The 19,197-nt window shown below is 54.1% G+C and carries 19 protein-coding genes; 15 read left to right on the top strand and 4 right to left on the bottom strand.

Going from position 1 to position 19,197, the window contains the following annotated elements; all coding sequences use genetic code 11:
- Nucleotides 1-19 precede the first annotated feature (19 nt).
- Nucleotides 20-661, top strand: coding sequence for a TetR/AcrR family transcriptional regulator (locus BS29_RS01705; RefSeq protein ID WP_229955400.1), 642 nt, complete (start codon nt 20-22; stop codon nt 659-661).
- 20 nt (nt 662-681) lie between these two features.
- Here the strand turns inward: BS29_RS01705 and BS29_RS01700 are convergent, their stop codons facing one another.
- Nucleotides 682-1,377 (bottom strand): endonuclease/exonuclease/phosphatase family protein, encoded by a 696-nt coding sequence (locus BS29_RS01700; protein ID WP_229956916.1) that lies wholly within the window; start codon nt 1,375-1,377, stop codon nt 682-684.
- A 322-nt stretch (nt 1,378-1,699) separates the two neighbouring features.
- On the opposite strand from BS29_RS01700, the gene BS29_RS01695 reads away from it, so the two are divergent.
- The 6 genes from BS29_RS01695 (at nt 1,700) to BS29_RS01675 (ending at nt 6,935) form a co-directional block, all read left to right on the top strand.
- Complete coding sequence (locus tag BS29_RS01695) at nt 1,700-3,427, top strand: cation:proton antiporter domain-containing protein (protein ID WP_229955398.1); 1,728 nt, start codon at nt 1,700-1,702, stop codon at nt 3,425-3,427.
- A 134-nt stretch (nt 3,428-3,561) separates the two neighbouring features.
- Nucleotides 3,562-4,395: a universal stress protein gene (locus BS29_RS01690; RefSeq protein WP_229955396.1), complete on the top strand. Its 834-nt coding sequence runs from the start codon at nt 3,562-3,564 to the stop codon at nt 4,393-4,395.
- 107 nt (nt 4,396-4,502) lie between these two features.
- Nucleotides 4,503-5,243, top strand: a complete 741-nt coding sequence (locus tag BS29_RS01685; RefSeq protein ID WP_229955394.1) for a head GIN domain-containing protein — start codon at nt 4,503-4,505, stop codon at nt 5,241-5,243.
- A 106-nt stretch (nt 5,244-5,349) separates the two neighbouring features.
- Entirely contained in the window at nt 5,350-5,472 is a 123-nt protein-coding gene (locus BS29_RS17450; RefSeq protein ID WP_268255407.1) for a hypothetical protein, read from the top strand.
- Between the two features lie 135 nt (nt 5,473-5,607).
- Nucleotides 5,608-6,231, top strand: coding sequence for a class I SAM-dependent methyltransferase (locus BS29_RS01680; RefSeq protein ID WP_229955392.1), 624 nt, complete (start codon nt 5,608-5,610; stop codon nt 6,229-6,231).
- Complete coding sequence (locus BS29_RS01675; protein ID WP_229955390.1) at nt 6,228-6,935, top strand: GIN domain-containing protein; 708 nt, start codon at nt 6,228-6,230, stop codon at nt 6,933-6,935. Before BS29_RS01680 ends, BS29_RS01675 begins: the two co-directional genes overlap by 4 nt.
- Before the next feature lie 43 nt (nt 6,936-6,978).
- Here BS29_RS01675 and BS29_RS01670 read toward each other — a convergent pair whose 3' ends face one another.
- Nucleotides 6,979-7,188, bottom strand: a complete 210-nt coding sequence (locus BS29_RS01670) for a hypothetical protein (protein WP_207986832.1) — start codon at nt 7,186-7,188, stop codon at nt 6,979-6,981.
- Nucleotides 7,189-7,378: 190 nt separating this feature from the next.
- Here BS29_RS01670 and BS29_RS01665 point away from each other — a divergent pair, with 190 nt between their 5' ends.
- Together BS29_RS01665 and BS29_RS01660 are read left to right on the top strand one after the other, a co-directional pair.
- Complete coding sequence (locus BS29_RS01665; RefSeq protein ID WP_229955388.1) at nt 7,379-7,561, top strand: hypothetical protein; 183 nt, start codon at nt 7,379-7,381, stop codon at nt 7,559-7,561.
- 66 nt (nt 7,562-7,627) lie between these two features.
- A complete protein-coding gene (locus tag BS29_RS01660; RefSeq protein ID WP_229955386.1) occupies nt 7,628-9,004 on the top strand; it encodes a PQQ-dependent sugar dehydrogenase in 1,377 nt (458 codons plus the stop codon).
- Here the strand turns inward: BS29_RS01660 and BS29_RS01655 are convergent.
- Both BS29_RS01655 and BS29_RS01650 read right to left on the bottom strand, forming a co-directional pair.
- The gene (locus BS29_RS01655) at nt 8,997-9,839 is read right to left on the bottom strand and encodes an ATP-binding protein (protein WP_229956915.1); all 843 of its coding nucleotides are present in this window, start codon (nt 9,837-9,839) and stop codon (nt 8,997-8,999) included. The genes BS29_RS01660 and BS29_RS01655 overlap by 8 nt on opposite strands.
- Before the next feature lies 1 nt (nt 9,840).
- Entirely contained in the window at nt 9,841-11,592 is a 1,752-nt protein-coding gene (locus BS29_RS01650; protein ID WP_229955383.1) for an acyl-CoA dehydrogenase, read from the bottom strand.
- A gap of 52 nt (nt 11,593-11,644) precedes the next feature.
- Here BS29_RS01650 and BS29_RS01645 point away from each other — a divergent pair, with 52 nt between their 5' ends.
- The 6 genes from BS29_RS01645 (at nt 11,645) to BS29_RS01620 (ending at nt 19,191) form a co-directional block, all read left to right on the top strand.
- Nucleotides 11,645-12,604 carry an L-threonylcarbamoyladenylate synthase gene (locus BS29_RS01645; RefSeq protein WP_229955382.1) on the top strand — a complete coding sequence of 320 codons (960 nt, stop codon included), beginning with the start codon at nt 11,645-11,647 and terminating at the stop codon, nt 12,602-12,604.
- Nucleotides 12,605-12,715: 111 nt separating this feature from the next.
- Nucleotides 12,716-13,438 carry an aquaporin Z gene (gene aqpZ, locus BS29_RS01640; protein WP_229955380.1) on the top strand — a complete coding sequence of 241 codons (723 nt, stop codon included), beginning with the start codon at nt 12,716-12,718 and terminating at the stop codon, nt 13,436-13,438.
- Between the two features lie 191 nt (nt 13,439-13,629).
- Nucleotides 13,630-14,649: an efflux RND transporter periplasmic adaptor subunit gene (locus tag BS29_RS01635; protein ID WP_229955378.1), complete on the top strand. Its 1,020-nt coding sequence runs from the start codon at nt 13,630-13,632 to the stop codon at nt 14,647-14,649.
- Between the two features lie 35 nt (nt 14,650-14,684).
- Entirely contained in the window at nt 14,685-17,768 is a 3,084-nt protein-coding gene (locus BS29_RS01630; protein ID WP_229955376.1) for an efflux RND transporter permease subunit, read from the top strand.
- Nucleotides 17,769-17,783: 15 nt separating this feature from the next.
- Complete coding sequence (msrA, locus tag BS29_RS01625; protein WP_229955374.1) at nt 17,784-18,311, top strand: peptide-methionine (S)-S-oxide reductase MsrA; 528 nt, start codon at nt 17,784-17,786, stop codon at nt 18,309-18,311.
- Nucleotides 18,312-18,315: 4 nt separating this feature from the next.
- Entirely contained in the window at nt 18,316-19,191 is an 876-nt protein-coding gene (locus tag BS29_RS01620) for a UTP--glucose-1-phosphate uridylyltransferase (RefSeq protein WP_229956914.1), read from the top strand.
- The last annotated feature ends 6 nt before the right edge of the window (nt 19,192-19,197 follow it).

Here is a 19,197-nt window from a genome sequence, read left to right as displayed (position 1 = left end):
TATACAGAAGGGAATTGCCGTGACAGATGCGGACACTAATCAAGCACATAGCTTGGCCGGCCGACCAGCGAGCCGGCGCAAAATTGCTGATATCTTGGCAGCCGCGCGCGTTGAATTTTTTACCAATGGCTTTTCAGCGGCCACTATCGAAGCCATTGCAGCCCGTGCGCAGGTTTCCAAAGTGACAATTTACAGCCGGTTCAACGATAAAGAGAATCTCTTTGTCCAAGTGGTTCAGACAGAATGCTCCCATATGCGTCAAAATTTCACTGTCGAAAATTTAGAGAATAAAAGCCTGCGAGATGTTTTGCTCCACGCTGCGCTTGGTATGATGAACTTCCTGATGCGGGATGAGATGATCCGCTTTGAACGTATATTGGGCGCCGAAGTTACTCGCGATCCCAAAATCGGTGAGCGTTTTCTCGACAATGGTCCACGCCGGTTGCTGCAGGATCTCTCAAACTTACTCCAACTGTCCATCGAGAAGGGCGAGATTCAAAGTGACGATATTACCGCATCGGCCGAAATGTTCGCGGGACTGGTCATGGGCCGCATGGACCTGTTCATGCGCTATGGTCATGTAATGAAACTGTCCGCTGCGGACAAAGAAAAACGCGCCACACGGGCCGTCGATGCCTGGATGCTGATCCACAAACCCTGAGCCAATATTTGATCGTGCTGTTAAGCCGATTCCATGTGTGCCCAAACCGGCAGATGATCCGATGCCTTACGCGCCGAAGCGCTATAATGCACACCACCCATAACCGCTCTCAACCGATCACAATGCATGATCCGGTCGAGCCGGGCAATTGGCCCGCGCGAATGGAAACTGCGCCCGCAATCAACCAGATTATAGCTGCGGCTGAAATCATGAAGACATCCACCAGAGGCGCTCCATTCGTTGAGATCGCCCATTAATATTGTCGATCGATCCTCTCCATATTGTTTCGCCAGCTTTACAATGGCAGCAGCTTGGCGGCGGCGCCAGAGGCCCGATAGATCAAGATGCATGCCGAATATCGACAGGTCAAAACCGTTAATCGCAATCTGCGCCATCACCGCGCCGCGCGGTTCCAGATAGGGTATATGCAATATGTCATGGGCGATGATCCGCGCGGATTTATGCGCCAATATCGCATTGCCGTGCCAGCCCATCGAGTCAGTCTGCACATCCAGCGGAATGGCGCGATAGTCGCTATATTGCTCCAGCAACAAGGCCGGGATGGCGGCTGCCCGCGCTCCAAAACGGCGATCCGCTTCCTGCAGAGTGATGATATCTGCATCAAGCTCGTTCAGCACATCAATCACGCGGCCAGGATTGCGCCGCCGGTCGGTCCCGATCGCTTTGTGGATATTGTAACTGGCAACTTTTAGCATCAAAGAGTCTGCAACTGTCCCGCGCCGATTCTGTCCAATCAAGCTGCCGTTAAATTAGGGACAAGCGCCGATCATGCAAATATAATCTGGTCCACAAGGGGCCTGGTTTTCAGCTTTTGGGTTGCAGCACCGCAAAGAGCGCGCCGGTAGGATCGCGTAGCAGTGCAGATCGAGAGCCAAGCTCTTGATCGAAATCAATTCCAAGCCGGAATCTCAATGATAAATCTATCGCCAACGCTACCGCAATATCCTTGAAACGCCGAGAAAGGGCGCATACCATCGGCCTATACAGACCCCATAGCATTCTAGCCGAGGCCTGACTGTGCATCCTGAAATCCCCTATCTCAGGGAAACTATCATCTTCCTGGTTGCCGCTGGCCTGGTCGTTCCGCTGGTCCGTAAAGCGGGGATCAGCGCCGTGCTCGGCTTTTTGTTTGTTGGTCTGGTAATCGGGCCGTTCGGGGTCGGACGGCTGGTCGGCGAGACCCCGGTGCTGGAGCTGATGGTCATTGACGATGTTGAAGGCGTTCGCCGCTTTGCCGAATTGGGGGTTATCTTCCTGCTCTTCACTATCGGTCTGGAGCTATCGATTGCGCAGCTCTGGGGCATGCGGCGGCTCGTCTTCGGCTTTGGCACGGCGCAGGTTACGGTCAGCGCCCTGGTGATTGGCGGCATTGCCTATGCCTTTGGTAATTCTCTGGTCGCTGCGACGATTTTTGGATTGTGCCTTGCGCTATCCTCTACCGCACTGGTGATGCAATTGCTTACAGAGACCCGCCGACTCAGCGCCCCGGCAGGCCGCTCCAGTTTCGGTGTGCTTCTGCTACAGGATCTCGCCGTTGTGCCGATATTATTCTTCGTCGGCATTGCCGGTGCCACGGTTGAAGGTTCCCTGGCATTTGCCGCGTTCAAAGCGATTGGTGAAGCAGGCCTTGTGATCGCCTTGATCTTCATTGTCGGCCGTGTGGCGGTGCGCCCGTTCCTGCGGTTTGTCGGCGGCACCGGCAGCCGAGAGGTGTTCATGGCCGCGGTCATCTTGCTTGTCCTGATTACCGCTGCGCTGACGGCGCTGGCTGGCCTGTCGATGGCGCTCGGTGCGTTTCTCGCCGGACTGTTATTTGCAGGCACCGAATATCGGCATCAAATTGCCAGCGATATCGAACCGTTTAAAGGCCTTTTACTTGGCCTGTTTTTCATCTCGGTCGGGATGAGCCTCGATATCCTGGCCGTCTGGGCGGATATCCAATGGGTATTGCTATCCGCTCTGGGTCTGCTGCTGATCAAGGGCATCATCCTTTACCTTCTCGCCCGCGCGTTCCGGCTGTCCAAAGATGTCGCAGCGGAAACAGCAATTTTGATGAGCCAGGGCGGGGAATTCGCCTTTGTCGTCATTGCCGCTGCTCTATCCTTTGCCTTGCTGGATCCGGAAATTGCGCAATTCATGTTGCTGGTTGTTATCGTCACGATGTTCCTGACTCCGTTGCTCGCTATCGCGGGCCGGCGGGTTGGGGAGGCCATAAGGCAACGCGAAACCAGCAATGGTGATGTGGCGGCGAGCGTGGACGACGAACATCCTGTCATCATCGGCGGCTTCGGCCGGGTTGGCCGCTTGCTGGCCCAGCTGCTCGAAGAACAGCGTGTTCCCTACGTCGCCATCGACAGCGATCCCGATCTGGTTGCTGCAGAGCGGGCCAAGGGCGCCGCGGTATTTTTTGGCGATGCCAGTCAGCCGGAGTTGCTCAAACATCTTGGCATAGAACGGGCTTCGGCTTTTGCCACGACAATGGATGCGCCGGAATCGGCGGAACATGTGATCAAGGCCGTGCATAAGGACTGGCCGCATATTCCGATTATCGCGCGCGCCTGTGATGTTGGCCATGCGGAAAATCTCCGTGCCAGTGGCGCGAAAAGCGCTGTGCCCGAAACCGTCGAAGCCAGTCTCGAACTGTGCGAGCAACTGCTCACCAATATCGGCTTTCCGCAAGAAGCCGCCCGCGCCATCGTCGATGACCAAAGGACCTGGCAGACGGACAGAGCCTCGGAAGGCTGAAGACGAGCAACATTCCAACATAGACCTGGGCTATCGAAAGCTACGCCATCAATCGATTTAACAATCCATCCATGTGCATGATACTGCACTTTACAGACAGTTACATAATATAATCTTTTGAAAGACTTACCCCCATGTCTACACAATCTGAACAGACAATCTTTCTGACCACAGACCTGACCGCACGCGGTGACCGCCCGTTGGATCGCGCAGTAAAACTGGCAAAAGCCCGAAATGCAAAGCTAGTTGTTTTCCATGTGCTGGAAAAGGGACGCCACGATAGCGCCGCGGTGGATGCCGCAGCTGCGGAAATAGAACTGGATCTCGACAGCTATGGCATAACAGCGGATGTGATCATTGAGCGCGGCGATGTCGTCAGCCAAATTATCGAGCACGCTGAAGCCAGCAAGGCGGCGCTGATTGTCGCCGGTGTTGCACGCATTGGCAGGCTCGGCGACCTGGTCATGGGCACGCAGCTGGAGCGGATCATCCACCACAGTCCGCTGCCGATACTCATTGCGAAAAACCGCGCGACTACTGATTATGAGCGGATCGTCGCGGCCAGTGATTTTTCCGGTCCGTCAGCTTATGCAATTGAACAAGGCTCCGCATTGTTTCCGCAGTTACAGACGCATGTCATCAACGCCTTTCATGTCCCCTTTGAAGGCTTTCTGCACAGCGAAACCGCGACGGAAGAATTTCGGACGGAACAGCATCTGCAAATGGCGAAATTTCTTGAGGAGCTGAAAATCGCCCCCGAAACGCGCAAGGATCTCTCCTACAGTGTGGAATATGGCGATACATGCAGCGTTGTTCACAAGGCTTTGAAAGACCGTCATACCGATCTGGCGGTTATTGGCACACATGGAACGAGCGGTTTCCGCGCCAATATGATGGGCAGCATGGCCCGCGCGCTCATCACCTACCTGCCTTGCGATATATTGGCGGTGCGCCAGCCACCAAAATAGGTCTGTCGCGATAACAACATGAAAAGCAGGGGTTTTTCCTTAACCTAACCTCTTGCCATCAAGCCCACCTTGCTGTATTACTTCTACAATACACATTGGAGGGCCCCATGAAGAAATTGTTATTTGTCATCCCATTACTTGCTTTGTCCGCTTGTGAAGGATCGATCGCCAGTGCTGTCGGTAGTGCCGGAAAAAGCAGCTTCTCCGACGGCACGCAAATTGGCACGACAGCGACCAATCCTGGCGAATTTGACGGTGTGACCTTGGCCGGACCAGATAATGTTGTCTTTACCACCGGATCTGACTTTTCAATCCGGGCGGAGGGCAAATCCGACACGTTGGAACAGCTGCGTTACAAGATTACCGATGGACAGCTGAAAATCGGTCGCGAGAAAAATGGCGGCATGTGGAGCGGCGATTATAATGGCGCGACCGTCTATGTCAGCGCACCATCTCTGAAAAGCGCCAAACTGGCCGGATCAGGTGACATGCAAGTTGATAATATGAACGGTGAAAACGCGAAAATCAGCGTTGCCGGATCAGGCAATGTCGATGTCGCCGCTTTAGAAACCGCGTCGCTCACCACCAAAGTTGCGGGCTCCGGTGATGTTTCCATTGCTGGTACCGCCGATGAGGTCACTATATCTGTCGCAGGATCCGGAGATATTAGCGGCAAGAAGCTGAAAGCAGAAAACGCGACGATCAAGGTTGCTGGCAGCGGTGACGTTTCCTTGTCTTCTGATGGCGCGGTCGAAGCGACGGTCGTAGGATCAGGCGACATCCGCATCCATGGCGACGCCGTCTGTAAAACAAAGTCACGCGGGTCAGGTGATATAACCTGCGGGTAATCGCCTAGGCTGATTTCCCTTTCCTACTGGAATAGCCTTCTGCTAGCCTTTGCTTCAAGGGCTTTGGGGAGGGCGATCATGACAGCACAATATCATCGGATCAGAGATGACGAGACGAGCGATGGCACGGTCTTCAAACCGGCGTTACGCATGCCTGTTTCTGACAGCAACAGCGGGTGTGATTTGTGTGAACTTTGGATCGCGCGGTGCTTGGAAAAATGGTGTGTGAATATTGTGAACTTTGGACGCTGCCTCCTTCGCAGAAAATACCCTGTGATTTGTGTGAACTTTGGGCCTGCGTTCGGACTTCCTGTAACAGGTCATATCCCGGTTCCATCCGCATCTTGCGAAGGGAGACACGCTTATGCCTAACTTCTGGGAAAAATATGCCGTACCGCGGCTGATAAAATTTGCCTGTTCACAACCTGCCGTGATGAAGGATCGCAGCGAAATCGTACCCAAGGCGCAGGGGGACATACTGGAGCTCGGCTGCGGCGGGGGCATAAATTTGCAATTTTATGATCGTGCCAAAGTCAACAAGCTGACAGGCCTCGATCCCTCTGCCGAGCTGCTCGATTATACGCGCAAGGAAGCCGCAGACCGCGGTTTTGAAATGGACATTTTGGACGGCATTGGGGAATCGATGCCATTTGCCGACGATAGCTTCGATACGGTGCTCACCACCTTTACGCTTTGTTCAGTACAAGATGGTAAACAAGTTCTGAAAGAAATGCGGCGGGTGCTGAAACCGGGCGGCAAGATCCTGTTCCTCGAACATGGTCGGGCGCCCGACAAAGGGCCCGAAAAATGGCAGCAACGGATTGAACCGATATGGAAACATATCGCTGGTGGCTGTCATTTGCATCGCCCGGTTTCGAAATTATTCGAAGCAGAAGGCTATGCACTGCATCAGGAAGGCGGGCATTATGCCCCCAAAACACCCAGATGGCTGGGTTGGATGGAATTTGGAGAAGCACGGCCGTTATGAAAAACCTTTATGCCCTATTATTGCTGAGCCTTGCGGCCATCATGACCCCGGCACAGGCGGCGGAACGCAATTATTCGATCTCCAGTTTTGAAGATGTCCGTATTGTCGGCAACGTCAATGTGACCATCACAACGGGCCGCGGCACGTCCGCCAGTGCCGAGGCTGCAAACCGGGAAATATTGGACCGCGTTTCCCTGCGCAAAAGTGGCAGCCAATTAATTGTGTCGGTAAAACGCAAGCCGGGAAATAATGGCAGTTTTTCCGCTGATGCGCCCGTTAATGTGACGCTTAGCAGCTATGTCATAAAGACAATTTCCCATTCCGGATCAGGAACCGTGTCTTTAGATAAGCTTGGCGGCAGCAGTTCAAAAATACGCCTGAGCGGCTTTGGTGTGCTGACGATTAACGAAGTCGAAAGCGATGTGCTGGACGTTGGGATGAGCGGCGGTGGTCAAATCATTATCGCCGGCAAAGCGACAAAAGGCCAGATCAGCCTGCTGGGTTCCAGCATATTTGAAGGCTCTCAATTGACCCTGGAAACATTGAATCTGACCCATCGCGGACCAGCCAGCAGCCATGTCTTCGTCGAGAAGGAAGCCAATATTTTCAACAGCGGAACCGGCCAGATACAGATTGACGGGCGCCCCAATTGCAGCGTCAGATCTGGTGGATCAGCCCAGATTATCTGTGATCCTAAAGGGTAGATTATTATCTGCCTGCCACTAAATCAGGCGCTAAGTCAGGATGTTAGTGGACTGTGCCGATTGATTGATCGATCGATAGCAACACACAAAGCCGCTCAACCTGACGCCATTTGCAATAGTGCAGATGATTACCAACAGCGCGGCTTTTGTCCGCACGGTTAGCCGCTTCCAGGCCAGCTTCCTCACCGAAATTGGTGATCAGCTGTTCGGCATCGGAAAAATTGGTGGAGTCTATAAATACGGGTAGTTGCAAAACAGGCTCCTGCGCTAGAATGAAGGGCTAATATCGCCCTGGTCAACAGCGATCATCTCTAGGGAACAGGAATGGAAATTCCGTCAAAGCGGATGGTGAACAAAAGCTTATTTTTTGGTAAGCAGACTATTCTGGTCAATCACTGCAGAGCATGGCATGGAGCAGCGAAGATAGCGGAACGGGGACTCCAATGACCGACGACCAGAATCCAAAAGGCAGCACAAACAAGAATGCGGGCGGTTTTTTCCTCGCAGCTGGCTGCATCATTGGTGCCGTTGGCGGCGGCCTGCTCGGTCAGCCGTCAATCGGGTTTCTAGCCGGATTGTTTGTTGGCGCACTGATTGCCATCGCCATCTGGTATTTTGATCGCTGATCTTGTTGGGTTAGCCCTCACAATAGCGCGCTTGTCATCAGACGCCGTGCTTCCTATTATCCCGCTATGTTAAAACATATTCGCAACATCACGATTCTGCTCATCGTCATCGCCATAGGCGCGGGCTATTATATCACGCGCGGTGACACGGCGCGCCTGCCGCTGGAAGCAACCACCGGAGTCAAGCCCGAGATCACGAATGTGCGTAAAGAAAATTTCCCGACCATCAATATTGCTGAAGCCGATCCCTGGAATCCTGGCGAAGGCCCGGTGGCGGCAGAAGGCCTGACGGTGGAACGCTTTGCCGAGGGATTGGATCATCCGCGCTCCATGTTGCGTCTGCCCAATGGTGACATATTGGTTGCCGAAACCAACAGCCCGCCACGCCAAAATAAGGGTATTGAAGGCTGGATCATGCGCAATCTGATGAGCAAGGCGGGTGCTGGTACGCCATCAGCCAACCGGATCAGTTTGCTGCGCGATAGCGATGCTGATGGCAAAGTCGATGAGAAATTTGCATTGCTCGAAAACCTCAATTCGCCCTTCGGAATGGCCTTGGTCGAAGACACGCTTTATGTGGCGAATACAGATAATGTAGTGGCCTATCCCTACACGGTTGGTGATACCAAAATCACGACTGAGGGCCGCAAGGTTGCCAATCTCAACGCCAAAGCGCCCAATAATCATTGGACCCGCAATCTGATCGCAAGCCCGGATGGCAAATATCTGTTTGTCGCCGTTGGTTCGAACAGCAATATCGGTGAAAATGGAATGGACACCGAAAAGGAACGCGCCGCCGTTCTGCGTGTCGAATTGGCGACGAACGAGAAGATTGTTTATTCAGACGGTCTGCGCAACCCGGTTGGACTGGCCTATGAACCGGTTTCCGGCAAACTCTGGACCGTTGTGAACGAGCGTGACATGCTTGGCAGCGATATGGTGCCGGATTATCTGACCGAGGTGCTGTTTGCTTCCCATTATGGCTGGCCATGGCATTTCTGGCGCGGGCATGTTGATCCACGCGTAGAGCCAAAAAATCTCGATCATCGCCAATATGAGCGGCGACCTGATTATGGTCTGGGCGCGCATGTTGCGCCGCTTGGACTGGCCTTTTCCAATGGCGAAGCGTTGGGCGCGCCCTTCGACAGCGGCGCTATTGTAGCAAGACATGGTTCGTGGAACCGCAAGCCGCTGTCTGGCTATGATGTTGTCTATGTTGACTTTGATGAAAAAGGAAAACCACAGGGCAAGCCGCAGATGGTGCTGAGCGGCTTTGTCGATGAAGACGAGAAAGCGCGCGGTCGCCCCACCATGGTCGAGTTTGATCAGACCGGAGCCTTGCTGGTGAGCGATGATGTGGGCGGCATTATCTGGCGGGTTTCAAAGCCAGGCGCCAAAAAATCCGAAGCGGAAGCTGAAAGCGAAAGCGAGCAAACTAGTTGATCGACTTGCCCGCGCGCCCGGCCAGTTCGACAATATATTGCCACGCAACCCGGCCCGACCGGCTGCCGCGTTGACGCGCCCAATATAGGGCATCTTCTTCGTCAAAGCCCAGATCATATACGTCGGCATATCGGCCGACCATCGCGAGGTAATCTTCCTGTGATGCCACGTGGAAACCGAGGCGCAAGCCAAAGCGATCCGATAGCGCCAGCTTGTCATCAACCACATCGCGCGGATTTATCGGATCATCCTGCTCCGCCATCTGCCGCGGAACGATATGGCGCCGGTTGGATGTGACATAGAGCCGCACATTGTCAGGCCGTGCTGCTGCGCCGCCTTCGAGCATCGACCGCAACAATCGCGGTGCGGCGCTGCCTTCCTCAAATCCGATATCATCAATGAACAATATGAATGATCGATCCATTCCGCCCAGGATAGAGAAAAGGCCCGGCAGGCTTTCAAGCCTGTCGGCATTGGCTTCAACCATCGCGATATCATTGCCGGCTATATTCAATTCTCGCACAACGGATTTGGCAAGCGCCGACTTGCCCATGCCGCGAGCACCCCAGAGTAAAACATCATGCGCTGCAAAACCATTTGCCAGGCGCTTGCTATTTTCCAGCAACCGGTCTTTCTGATCATCAATTCCCGTCAGCAGATCCAGCGCAATGGGAGCAAAGCGTTCGATGGCCTCGATCGTTTTACCGGTCCAATGAAAGGCCGACCCGGCGCTGATATCGACCGACGGAGGCGTGATCGGAGACAAGCGCTCCAAAGCATCAGCAATCCGATGGAGCGCCGCCTTGATTTCCAAACGGCTCTCCTCATCCACCATATCAGGCAACCAGTTCTTCGCTGCCCAGGCGATATAATATGTCCGCCCCGCCCATAGCTGCCGCCTTCAATCCGATGGCTTCGGGAACCAGATGATCAAGATAATAGCGGGTCGTCACCAGCTTCGCTTTCAGGAACGGATCATTCCCCTCACCCAGTTCAGCCTCAGCAATGCGTTGCTGCTTTTTCATCAACATGCCGCATGTCGCTGTCGCCAGCATGGTCATGAACGGATAGCTGCCAGCGAGCCGGTCATCAATCGAAGCATCGCCGCCGGCCATCCATTTGGCAATATCTTCAACCATCAACGCCAAGGTCATCAGGGCGTCTTCGTCCTTCGCTTCTGACTTGATATCCGCGATCAGCGCCATCATCGCATCGCCGCCATCCAGACCCAGTTTCCGACCGACAAGGTCTGCCGCCTGAATACCGTTGGTGCCTTCATAGATCGGCGCGATTCGGGCATCACGGAAATGCTGGGCCGCTCCGGTTTCTTCGACAAAGCCCATGCCGCCATGTACCTGCACCCCGATCGAGGCAACTTCATTGCCAATATCGGTGCCATAGCCCTTGATTAGCGGGGTCAGGATTTCGGCACGAGATTTCGCGCCTTCGATTCCCAGCGTCCCGCCATCCACATGGGATGTTGCATAGTAGAGCAAGGCACGTGCCGCCTGCGTCAGCGCTTTGCTGCGCAGGATCATCCGGCGTACGTCGGGATGCTCGATAATCGCAACCGGGTCCTTAATACCGCTGCCGGCCCGAGCCGATTGCACCCGATCAGTGGCATATTGTATCGCTTGCTGGGTCGCCCGTTCGGCAATTTGCACCCCTTGCGAACCGACATTGATCCGCGCATTGTTCATCATCGTGAACATGGCTTTCATTCCGCCAAATTCGCCGCCGATCATCTCACCAATACATTCGTCCTTTTCGCCATAGGCCATTACGCAGGTTGGCGATGCATGGATGCCCAGCTTATGTTCAATAGAAACACAGGTCACATCATTAGGCGCCGCGCTATTGCCTTCAGCATCCAGATGATATTTGGGTACGATAAACAGCGATATGCCCCGCGTGCCTTCGGGCGCACCGGGCGTCCGGGCCAGTACAAGATGAATGATATTATCGGTCAGATCATGCTCGCCAAAAGTGATGTAAATCTTCTGGCCCTTGATCTTGTACTTCCCGGCATGTTCGCCTTCGGTGATCGGTTCTGCGGTGGATCGCAACGCGCCTACATCAGAGCCCGCCTGCGGTTCGGTCAGGTTCATTGTCCCGGTCCATTCGCCGGAGATCATCTTGGACAAATAGGTGGCCTTCTGCTCATCGCTACCATGCGCGTGGATGGCTTCGACCGCGCCAAAGCTCAGCATCGGGCAAAGCGTAAAGGCGAAATTGGCCGCGCCGCAGGTCTCAAGAATGAGCGCTGACAGGGAATAAGGTAGTCCTTGGCCGCCAAAATCCTCTGGGCCATCAATAGAAGCCCAGCCGCCTTCAACAAACTGATGATAAGCCTCCTGAAAACCTTCCGGCATTGTCACTGCACCATTGTTCCATTTGGCTCCGACCGTATCGCCGGTGCGGTTAATCGGCGCAAATTCTCCAGCAGCAAACTGACCAATGCCTTCGACAATCGCTTCCACCATATCTTCGCTGGCACCTGCAAAGCGGTCATGTTCGGCAAGCGCGCCGACATTGGCGATATGTTTCAGGACGAAATTCTGTTCTCTGCTGGGCGCTGTAAAGCTCATCTCATTGGTATCCGCTATTGCTTGAATTCTCGCTGGGCTATAGCGCCCTATCATGTCCGGCTCAAATGATCATATTGATGACAATGCGCGACGTTACGGCACGCAAGCGATAACGGCCGCTGCCGAGCGATTGAAGGTGGGTGGACTGGTCGCTGTTCCCACTGAAACAGTCTATGGTCTGGCCGCCGATTCGACCAATGCCGGTGCCATAGCAGACATATATCGAACCAAGGGCCGCCCCGACTTCAATCCGTTAATCGTTCATGTGCCCAGCATAACGGCGGCCAAGAAACTCGGCATGTTCAATGTTCTGGCGGAGAAACTGGCCAAGGATTTCTGGCCTGGACCTCTCACACTGGTCGTCCCGAAAACCAAGGATTGTCCGGTTGCGGAAGCCGTGACAGCGGGCCTCGACACTATTGCTCTACGGTGCCCCGCGCACCCAATGATGCGAGAATTGCTTGAAATTTCTGGGCTTTTCCTGGCCGCGCCATCCGCCAATAGAAGCGGTGGCATTAGCCCGACAATGGCTGACCATGTCGCGCGCAGTCTGGGCAATGCTGCGCCGTTGATATTGGACGGCGGCCGTTGCCAGAGCGGTATTGAATCAACCATTGTTGCAATAAGAGGCAATGATTATCAAATCCTCCGCCCTGGCCCAATAACGGCAGAAAATTTGCAAAACACCACCAGCCAGGAGGCAGTCAGTCAGCGCAGCACAGCGGTAGAAGCGCCCGGACAATTAGCGAGCCATTATGCACCATCCAAGCCGGTCCATCTGAACATAAGCCAAGCGCAGCCTGACACATATCTGATCGGCTTTGGGCTGGTCGCAGGCGATAGCAGCCTATCTCCCTCCGGAGATCTGGCCGAAGCCGCCGCGAACCTCTTTGCAACCCTGCATGTTGCGGATGCAAGCGATCGGTCGCAAATTGCCGTAGCGCCCATCCCCGATGCCGGCATAGGGGCTGCTTTGAACGATCGTTTACGCCGCGCAGCGCATCAAGACTGACGTTTTTACATAGGTTTACGCCGCGAAATTAGGCGATTTGGCTGAACTACGGTAAACTATTGCCGTGCAGTTCAATAGAGGCTGCGAATATTTCTTGGGGGAGTCAAGAATATGACGGCTATACAAAAATCATTAGCAGAATTTCTCGGTACATTTTGGCTTGTATTTGGCGGTTGCGGCAGCGCTGTCATCGCTGCCGCCTTTCCCGATGTCGGGATCGGCCTTTTAGGCGTATCGCTGGCCTTTGGCCTGACCGTGGTCACCATGGCATACGCTATTGGGCACATCAGCGGTTGTCACCTCAATCCCGCTGTGACTATCGGCCTCTGGGCTGGTGGGCGCTTTCCGGCAAATGAAATTCCGGTCTACATCATCGCGCAGGTTGTGGGGGCTGTAGCTGCGGCAGCGGCGCTTTATGTGATCGCATCCGGCAATGCCGATTATGATCTTGCGGTCAATGGTCTGGCTGCCAATGGTGTCGGAGAAAAATCGCCTGGCGGATATGCTATGGGTGCCGGAATCGCGATTGAGATATTGCTGACCTTCTTTTTCCTGATGATCATATTGGGTGCGACGGACGGCCGTGCTCCTGCGGGCTTTGCGCCTTTAGCAATTGGCCTCGGGTTAACGCTCATCCACTTGATCAGCATCCCGGTAACCAACACTTCGGTCAATCCGGCGCGCAGTACCGGCCCTGCATTGATGGAAGGCGGTATTGCCCTTTCGCAGCTCTGGATTTTCTGGGTTGCGCCGATTGTTGGGGCCGTGATCGCTGGCAGCGTTTACAAAATTATTGGCGGAGAGAGCCCGAATAGCGCAGGGGCAAAAGACTAGTCTTCTCACCAATATAGTTCGCAAAAAAACCAAAGGGCCGGCTTCATCAACCGGCCCTTTTCGTTGAAAAACGCAATTTTCTGTTGGTCACAGCGATTTCGCGACTTATGAAGGGCTGTCGGGAGGGGACAAGATAGGTATATATGGCGGGGCGTAGTCAAAAAAATTCAAGTCTTCATTCTCTGGCGTTAGTGGCAACGATCTTGCTATTTGGGTGCAGCGGCACAGAAGCCGAAGAGAAACCAAAAGATCGCGATCCTGTTCCCGCAGCGACAATCATTGTCCAGCCCGCTAGCGAGAATGAAACCATAACCGCAGCTGGCACGGTACGCTTACGCCGGGAAACGGAATTGGGATTCACGACGTCCGGTCAAGTCGCATCGGTGCGCTATGAAGAAGGCGACCGGGTGAAGCGCGGTGCCACTCTGGCAGCGCTGGATAACAGCACTGTGTCTGCTAGTTTGGAATCCGCTCAGGCGGAACTCGATCGGACAGAGGCGGATTTTGATAGGATCAAATCTCTCTTTGCCGATGGCTGGGTCACCAAAGCACGTTTGGAGCAAGCCGAAGCGGCCATGCGTGCTGCCAAGGCGCAGGTCAACGCCAGCGGTTTTGCAAGCAGAACATCTCATATTCATGCACCGAGCAATGGCATCATTCTCAGCAGAAATATCGATGCCGGCCAAATCGTAAACGCCGGCACAACCGTTCTGGTGCTTGGCGAAACAGATAAAGGCTTTGTTTTGAAAGTCCCGCTGACCGATGCTGACGCCTCTCGCGTCCGGGTAGGCATGCGCGCCAATGTGACGATAGCGGCGGTTTCTAACGCGCCAATTGAAGCCGTGGTGAGCGAAAAAGACGGCCGAGCGGACGAACAAACTGGAAGTTTCGAGATCAGCTTCCTGCTGCCAGCCAATGACCGGCTGCGTTCCGGTCAATTGGGATCAGTTGAAATCGAAGTGTCGCGCAACAGTGACGGATCTGTCGCCGTTCCAGCAACAGCTATATTTGGTGTGCGATCCGGTGAAGGCCTTGTCTACGTCGTCGACGAAGAAAAACGGGTCAAAGCGCGAAATGTGGTCATCGGCAAATTGACCGATAACAGTCTGGAAATATCATCAGGACTTGCAGAGGGCGATGTTGTGGTTGCACGCGGCGTCGAAAAACTGCGCGATGGCAATATTATTAAGCCGATCAAAACAGCAAAATGATTTGGGCCTCAATTTCTTTGGTAAGATTTCCTTAGATGCTTGCGAAATTCGTCATAGAACGGTGGCAATTATCCCTTATCTTGTTTGCGCTGCTCGTGGTCTTGGGCATCAGCGCGTTGTCCAACATTACCCGGGCCGTTGATCCCCATTTCCCCATTCCCGTTGTCAGCATCATCGCCATTCTGCCCGGTGCCGATGCTCAGGATATGGAAGAAACCATCGCGAAGCCGATTGAAGAGGCTGTGCAAAGTCTGGACGATATCAAAGAAGTTCGGTCCAACAGCACTGATGGTGGCAGCACCATCTCAGTCGAATTTACCGATTGGTCTGGCGATGTAGAGGGCTATTTCGACGATGTCGTCCGCGAAGTGAATGCCATTCGCGAGACATTGCCCCCAAATCTCCAGCGTCTGGAATTCCGCAAGGTTCGCACCACGGAAGCCGCAGTTTTGCAACTCGCATTGGTCAGTGAAACTGCGTCATGGCGGCGGCTGGATAAATATGCCGACGATTTGGTTGATAATCTGACCCGCTATGACGGTGTGCGCGAAGCACGCATATTCGGTCTGCCGCAACCGGAGGTCAGTGTCGAGATTGATCCGGCCCGTTTGTCAGAACTGCAGGTCCCGGCCAGCGCGGTTGCCGATGCTTTGAAACAAGGCGGGATAGAGCTTCCCGGCGGCGCTGTGCAAAGTGGCAATCGGCGGCTGAATGTCAAAGCGGGCGGTGCTTTCCGCAATCTGGAAACCATACGCAACCTGCCGCTGCGCGCTGCAGGTGGCGCGTTGCTAACCGTTCAAGATGTGGCGAGTGTCAAATGGGGTGCGGCTGAGCAAATTTATCGTACACGTCACAACGGCAAACGCGCCATTATTGTAACCGCAACCCAAAAAGATGGCGTTGATGTGACCCGGCTGCGGAAAGAACTGGAATCAGAACTGGTCAATCAGCGAGACACTTTGCCGCCAGATATTACGCTGGCATTACAATTTGACCAAAGCCGCGACGTTACACGCCGCTTGGATGAACTGACCCGGGATTTTGCAATCGCCGTCGGACTGGTGATCTTCACCTTGTTACCGCTTGGCCGGCGCGCATCGGCGATGGTGATGATCTCAATCCCTTTGTCTTTGGCATCGGGGCTGCTGGTTCTCTATGCAATGGGCTATAATCTTAGTCAGCTTTCCATCGCTGGTTTCATTGTCTCGCTGGGCCTGTTGGTTGATGACTCTATCGTTGTTACCGAAAATATCGCGCGCCACTTGCGCATGGGGAAAACACGAACGCAGGCGGCCATCGAAGCCACTTTGGAGATTCGCGCCGCTGTAATCGGATCGACTTTCGTGCTTATTTTCGCTTTTGCGCCGCTGCTTTTCCTGCCAGGCGGGGCAGGTTCCTATACCCGTTCCTTTTACCTCGCGATCATGATGACCGTGGCGGCATCTTTGGTCATTTCGCTGTCTTTAATCCCGTTTCTTGCCAGCCGCATGTTGCGCCGCGACGAGAATCCGGAGGGCAATGCCTTGCTGCGTTGGTTGAACGACAGGATCCAAACCTTCTACAGCCCGCTCTTGCATATCGCATTGGGTGCGCCGCGGCGGACTGTTTTTCTCGCCATGATGCTGTGCATTTCGGCCTTTGCGCTGGTGCCGCTCATGGGTTTCTCTCTCTTCCCAAATTCTGATTCTCCTTATTTCCGCGTATCGGTTGAAACCGAGCAGGGCAGCAGCCTCAATCAAACCGATCAGATTGTCAGCCAGGTTGCGAAGATCATGGAGGCTGAACCATCAATCAAGGTCCGGGCCGAGAATATCGGCGCCGGCAATCCGCAGGTCTTCTACAATGTTTTTGTGAGTGCGGAGCGCACAAACTATGGTGAGGTGCTGGCGGTGATGGACGAATGGGACGCAGATGACGGGCCAGAAATGATCGAGCGATTGCGGGCGAAATTTGATGCTATTGCGGGCGCGAGCATAAAATTGGAACCCTTTCAAAACGGCCCGCCTATTGAAGCACCTGTGGCCATCGAAATATCGGGGCCGCAACTCGATGTGCTGAAAGATCTGGCCGGTCAGGTTGAGGATATCTTGCGCGACACACGCGGCGCCAGAGACGTTGACAACCCGATCGGGACAGACAAAATCGACCTTGATATCGGTCTGGATGAGAGAAAGGCGGCATTGCTAAATATTCCGCCGGGCGAGGCACGCCGGGCCATTCAACTGGCGATAAGCGGCGAACGCGCGGCGACTTTCCGAGATGAAGAGGGCGATAACTATCCAGTAACAGTGCGCTTGCCGCTGAATGAAACACAGCCGGTTTCTGTTTTGGATGATATTTATCTGGCCACGCGCAGTGGTGATCCGGTTGCTTTGTCACAAGTCACCAATCCAAAGCTGACCAACGTGCCACCGCAAATTCAGCGTCGCCAGCTCGAACGATCCGTTACAGTTACGGCACAGCTTGAATATAATGAGGTCGCATCCATTGTGACAAATGACGCGGTGCAGGAAATCCAAAAAATCGATTTTCCCGAGGGTTACTCTTTCTCGATAGGCGGTGAAAGCGAATCCATTGGCGACACATTTGGTGATCTGGGACCGATTGTTTTCACAGCCATTCTTTTGATAATGGCGATTCTGGTCGCTGAATTTGGTCGCTTTAGAGAGACAATCGTCGTCGCTGGCGTCATTCCCTTGGGAACATTTGGCGGTTTAATTGCTCAATATCTGACTGGTGATGCGCTTAGCTTTATGGGTGTAATCGGCTTCATTGCATTAATTGGCATCGAGATTAAAAATTCTATCCTGCTGGTCGATTTCACTTCCCAACTACGCGAAAGAGGCATGGGTTTGCGCGAAGCGATTGAAAAAGCCGGTGAGGTTCGCTTCCTGCCGGTATTGCTGACATCCGTTACCGCGATCGGCGGGCTACTGCCTCTGGCTCTGTTGGGCGGCAATCTTTACGCACCGGTGGCAATCATCATTATCGGTGGTTTGATAAGCTCGACCTTGCTTTCCCGCGTTGTGACCCCAGCTATGTACTTACTTATCGCGCGGCGCGATGAGGAAAAGAAAAATGGTGATACCCCTTCACCCGACCAAATAGCGCCCGCCTAAAAGGAGTTTATGATCATGCAGAAAGCAATTTTTGCCGGTGGCTGTTTCTGGTGCACCGAAGCTGTATTCAACGATATTGCAGGCGTGCACAGCGTCGAAAGCGGTTATATTGGCGGCACAAATGCCAACCCCACCTATCGCCAGGTCTGTTCTGGTACGACCGGTCATGCCGAGGGGATTAAAATCGGCTTTGATCCCGATGTGGTGAGCTATGACGACTTGCTCGATATCTTCTTTGCGACCCATGATCCGACGCAGCTAAACCGGCAGGGCAATGACATCGGAACGCAATATAGATCAGCTATCTTCCCCTTGGATGATGATCAGCGCGCTGCAGCTGTCGCGGGCATAGAACGGGCGGGCGCAGAGCGTTCGGAACCCGTTGTAACCACGATAGAAGGACCGGCAACCTGGTACGTAGCAGAGGATTATCACCAGCAATATTGGGCAGATGAAGGGCGCAGCAATCCTTATTGTGTCGCCACCATCCCCCCAAAATTGCAGAAGCTGCGGACCAGTTTTGCGGATAAATTGAAGGACTAAAGCCATTTCCATGAAACCGATCAAAAAAGCCGTCTTCCCCGTCGCCGGCATGGGCACCCGTTTCCTGCCCGCGACCAAGGTCATGCCGAAAGAATTGTTCCCGATCGTTGACCGCCCGCTGCTGCAATATGCGGTGGATGAAGCGCTGGAAGCTGGCATCGAACAGATGATCTTTGTTAATGGCCGCGGCAAGGGCATGATCGAGGACCATTTCGATCTCGCCTTTGAGCTGGAACGAAATATGGGTGATCGCGGCAAGGATCGTTCGGTCCTTGATGGCACCCGCCTGACGCCCGGCAACAGTGTCTTTGTCCGGCAACAGGAACCGCTTGGCCTGGGTCATGCAATCTGGTGCGCACGGGATATTATCGGTGACGAGCCCTTCGCCATCTTCCTGCCCGATGAATTCATGGTCGGCAGCCCCGGTTGTATGAAACAGATGGTCGACGCCTATGAGAAGCTCGGCGGCAATGTCATCTGTGCGCTGGAAATCCCCATAGAAGACACGCCCTCCTATGGCGTGATTGATCCAGGCTACCGCGATGGTCCGATTACCGAGGTCAAAGGACTGGTCGAAAAGCCGGCTGCTGGCACCGCGCCCTCCAACTTGATTCTACCGGGCCGTTACATCCTGCAACCCGAAGTGATGCGCATTCTTGAGACGCAGGAAGCCGGTGCGGGCGGAGAGATACAGCTGACCGATGCGATGGCGCAAATGATCGGCAAACAGCCGTTTCACGGTATGACCTTTGATGGTGCCCGCTATGACTGCGGTTCCAAGGCGGGCTATGTCGAGGCCAATCTGGCGCTGGCGCTGGCCCATCCCGAAATCGGTGATGATATCCGTGCCATTGCGGAGAAATTGCTTGCCAAATCATAGGCTTGT

Source organism: Parasphingorhabdus litoris DSM 22379, from assembly GCF_020906275.1.
Classification (GTDB): Bacteria; Pseudomonadota; Alphaproteobacteria; order Sphingomonadales; family Sphingomonadaceae; genus Parasphingorhabdus; species Parasphingorhabdus litoris.
This window is presented reverse-complemented; position numbering and strand designations above follow the sequence as displayed.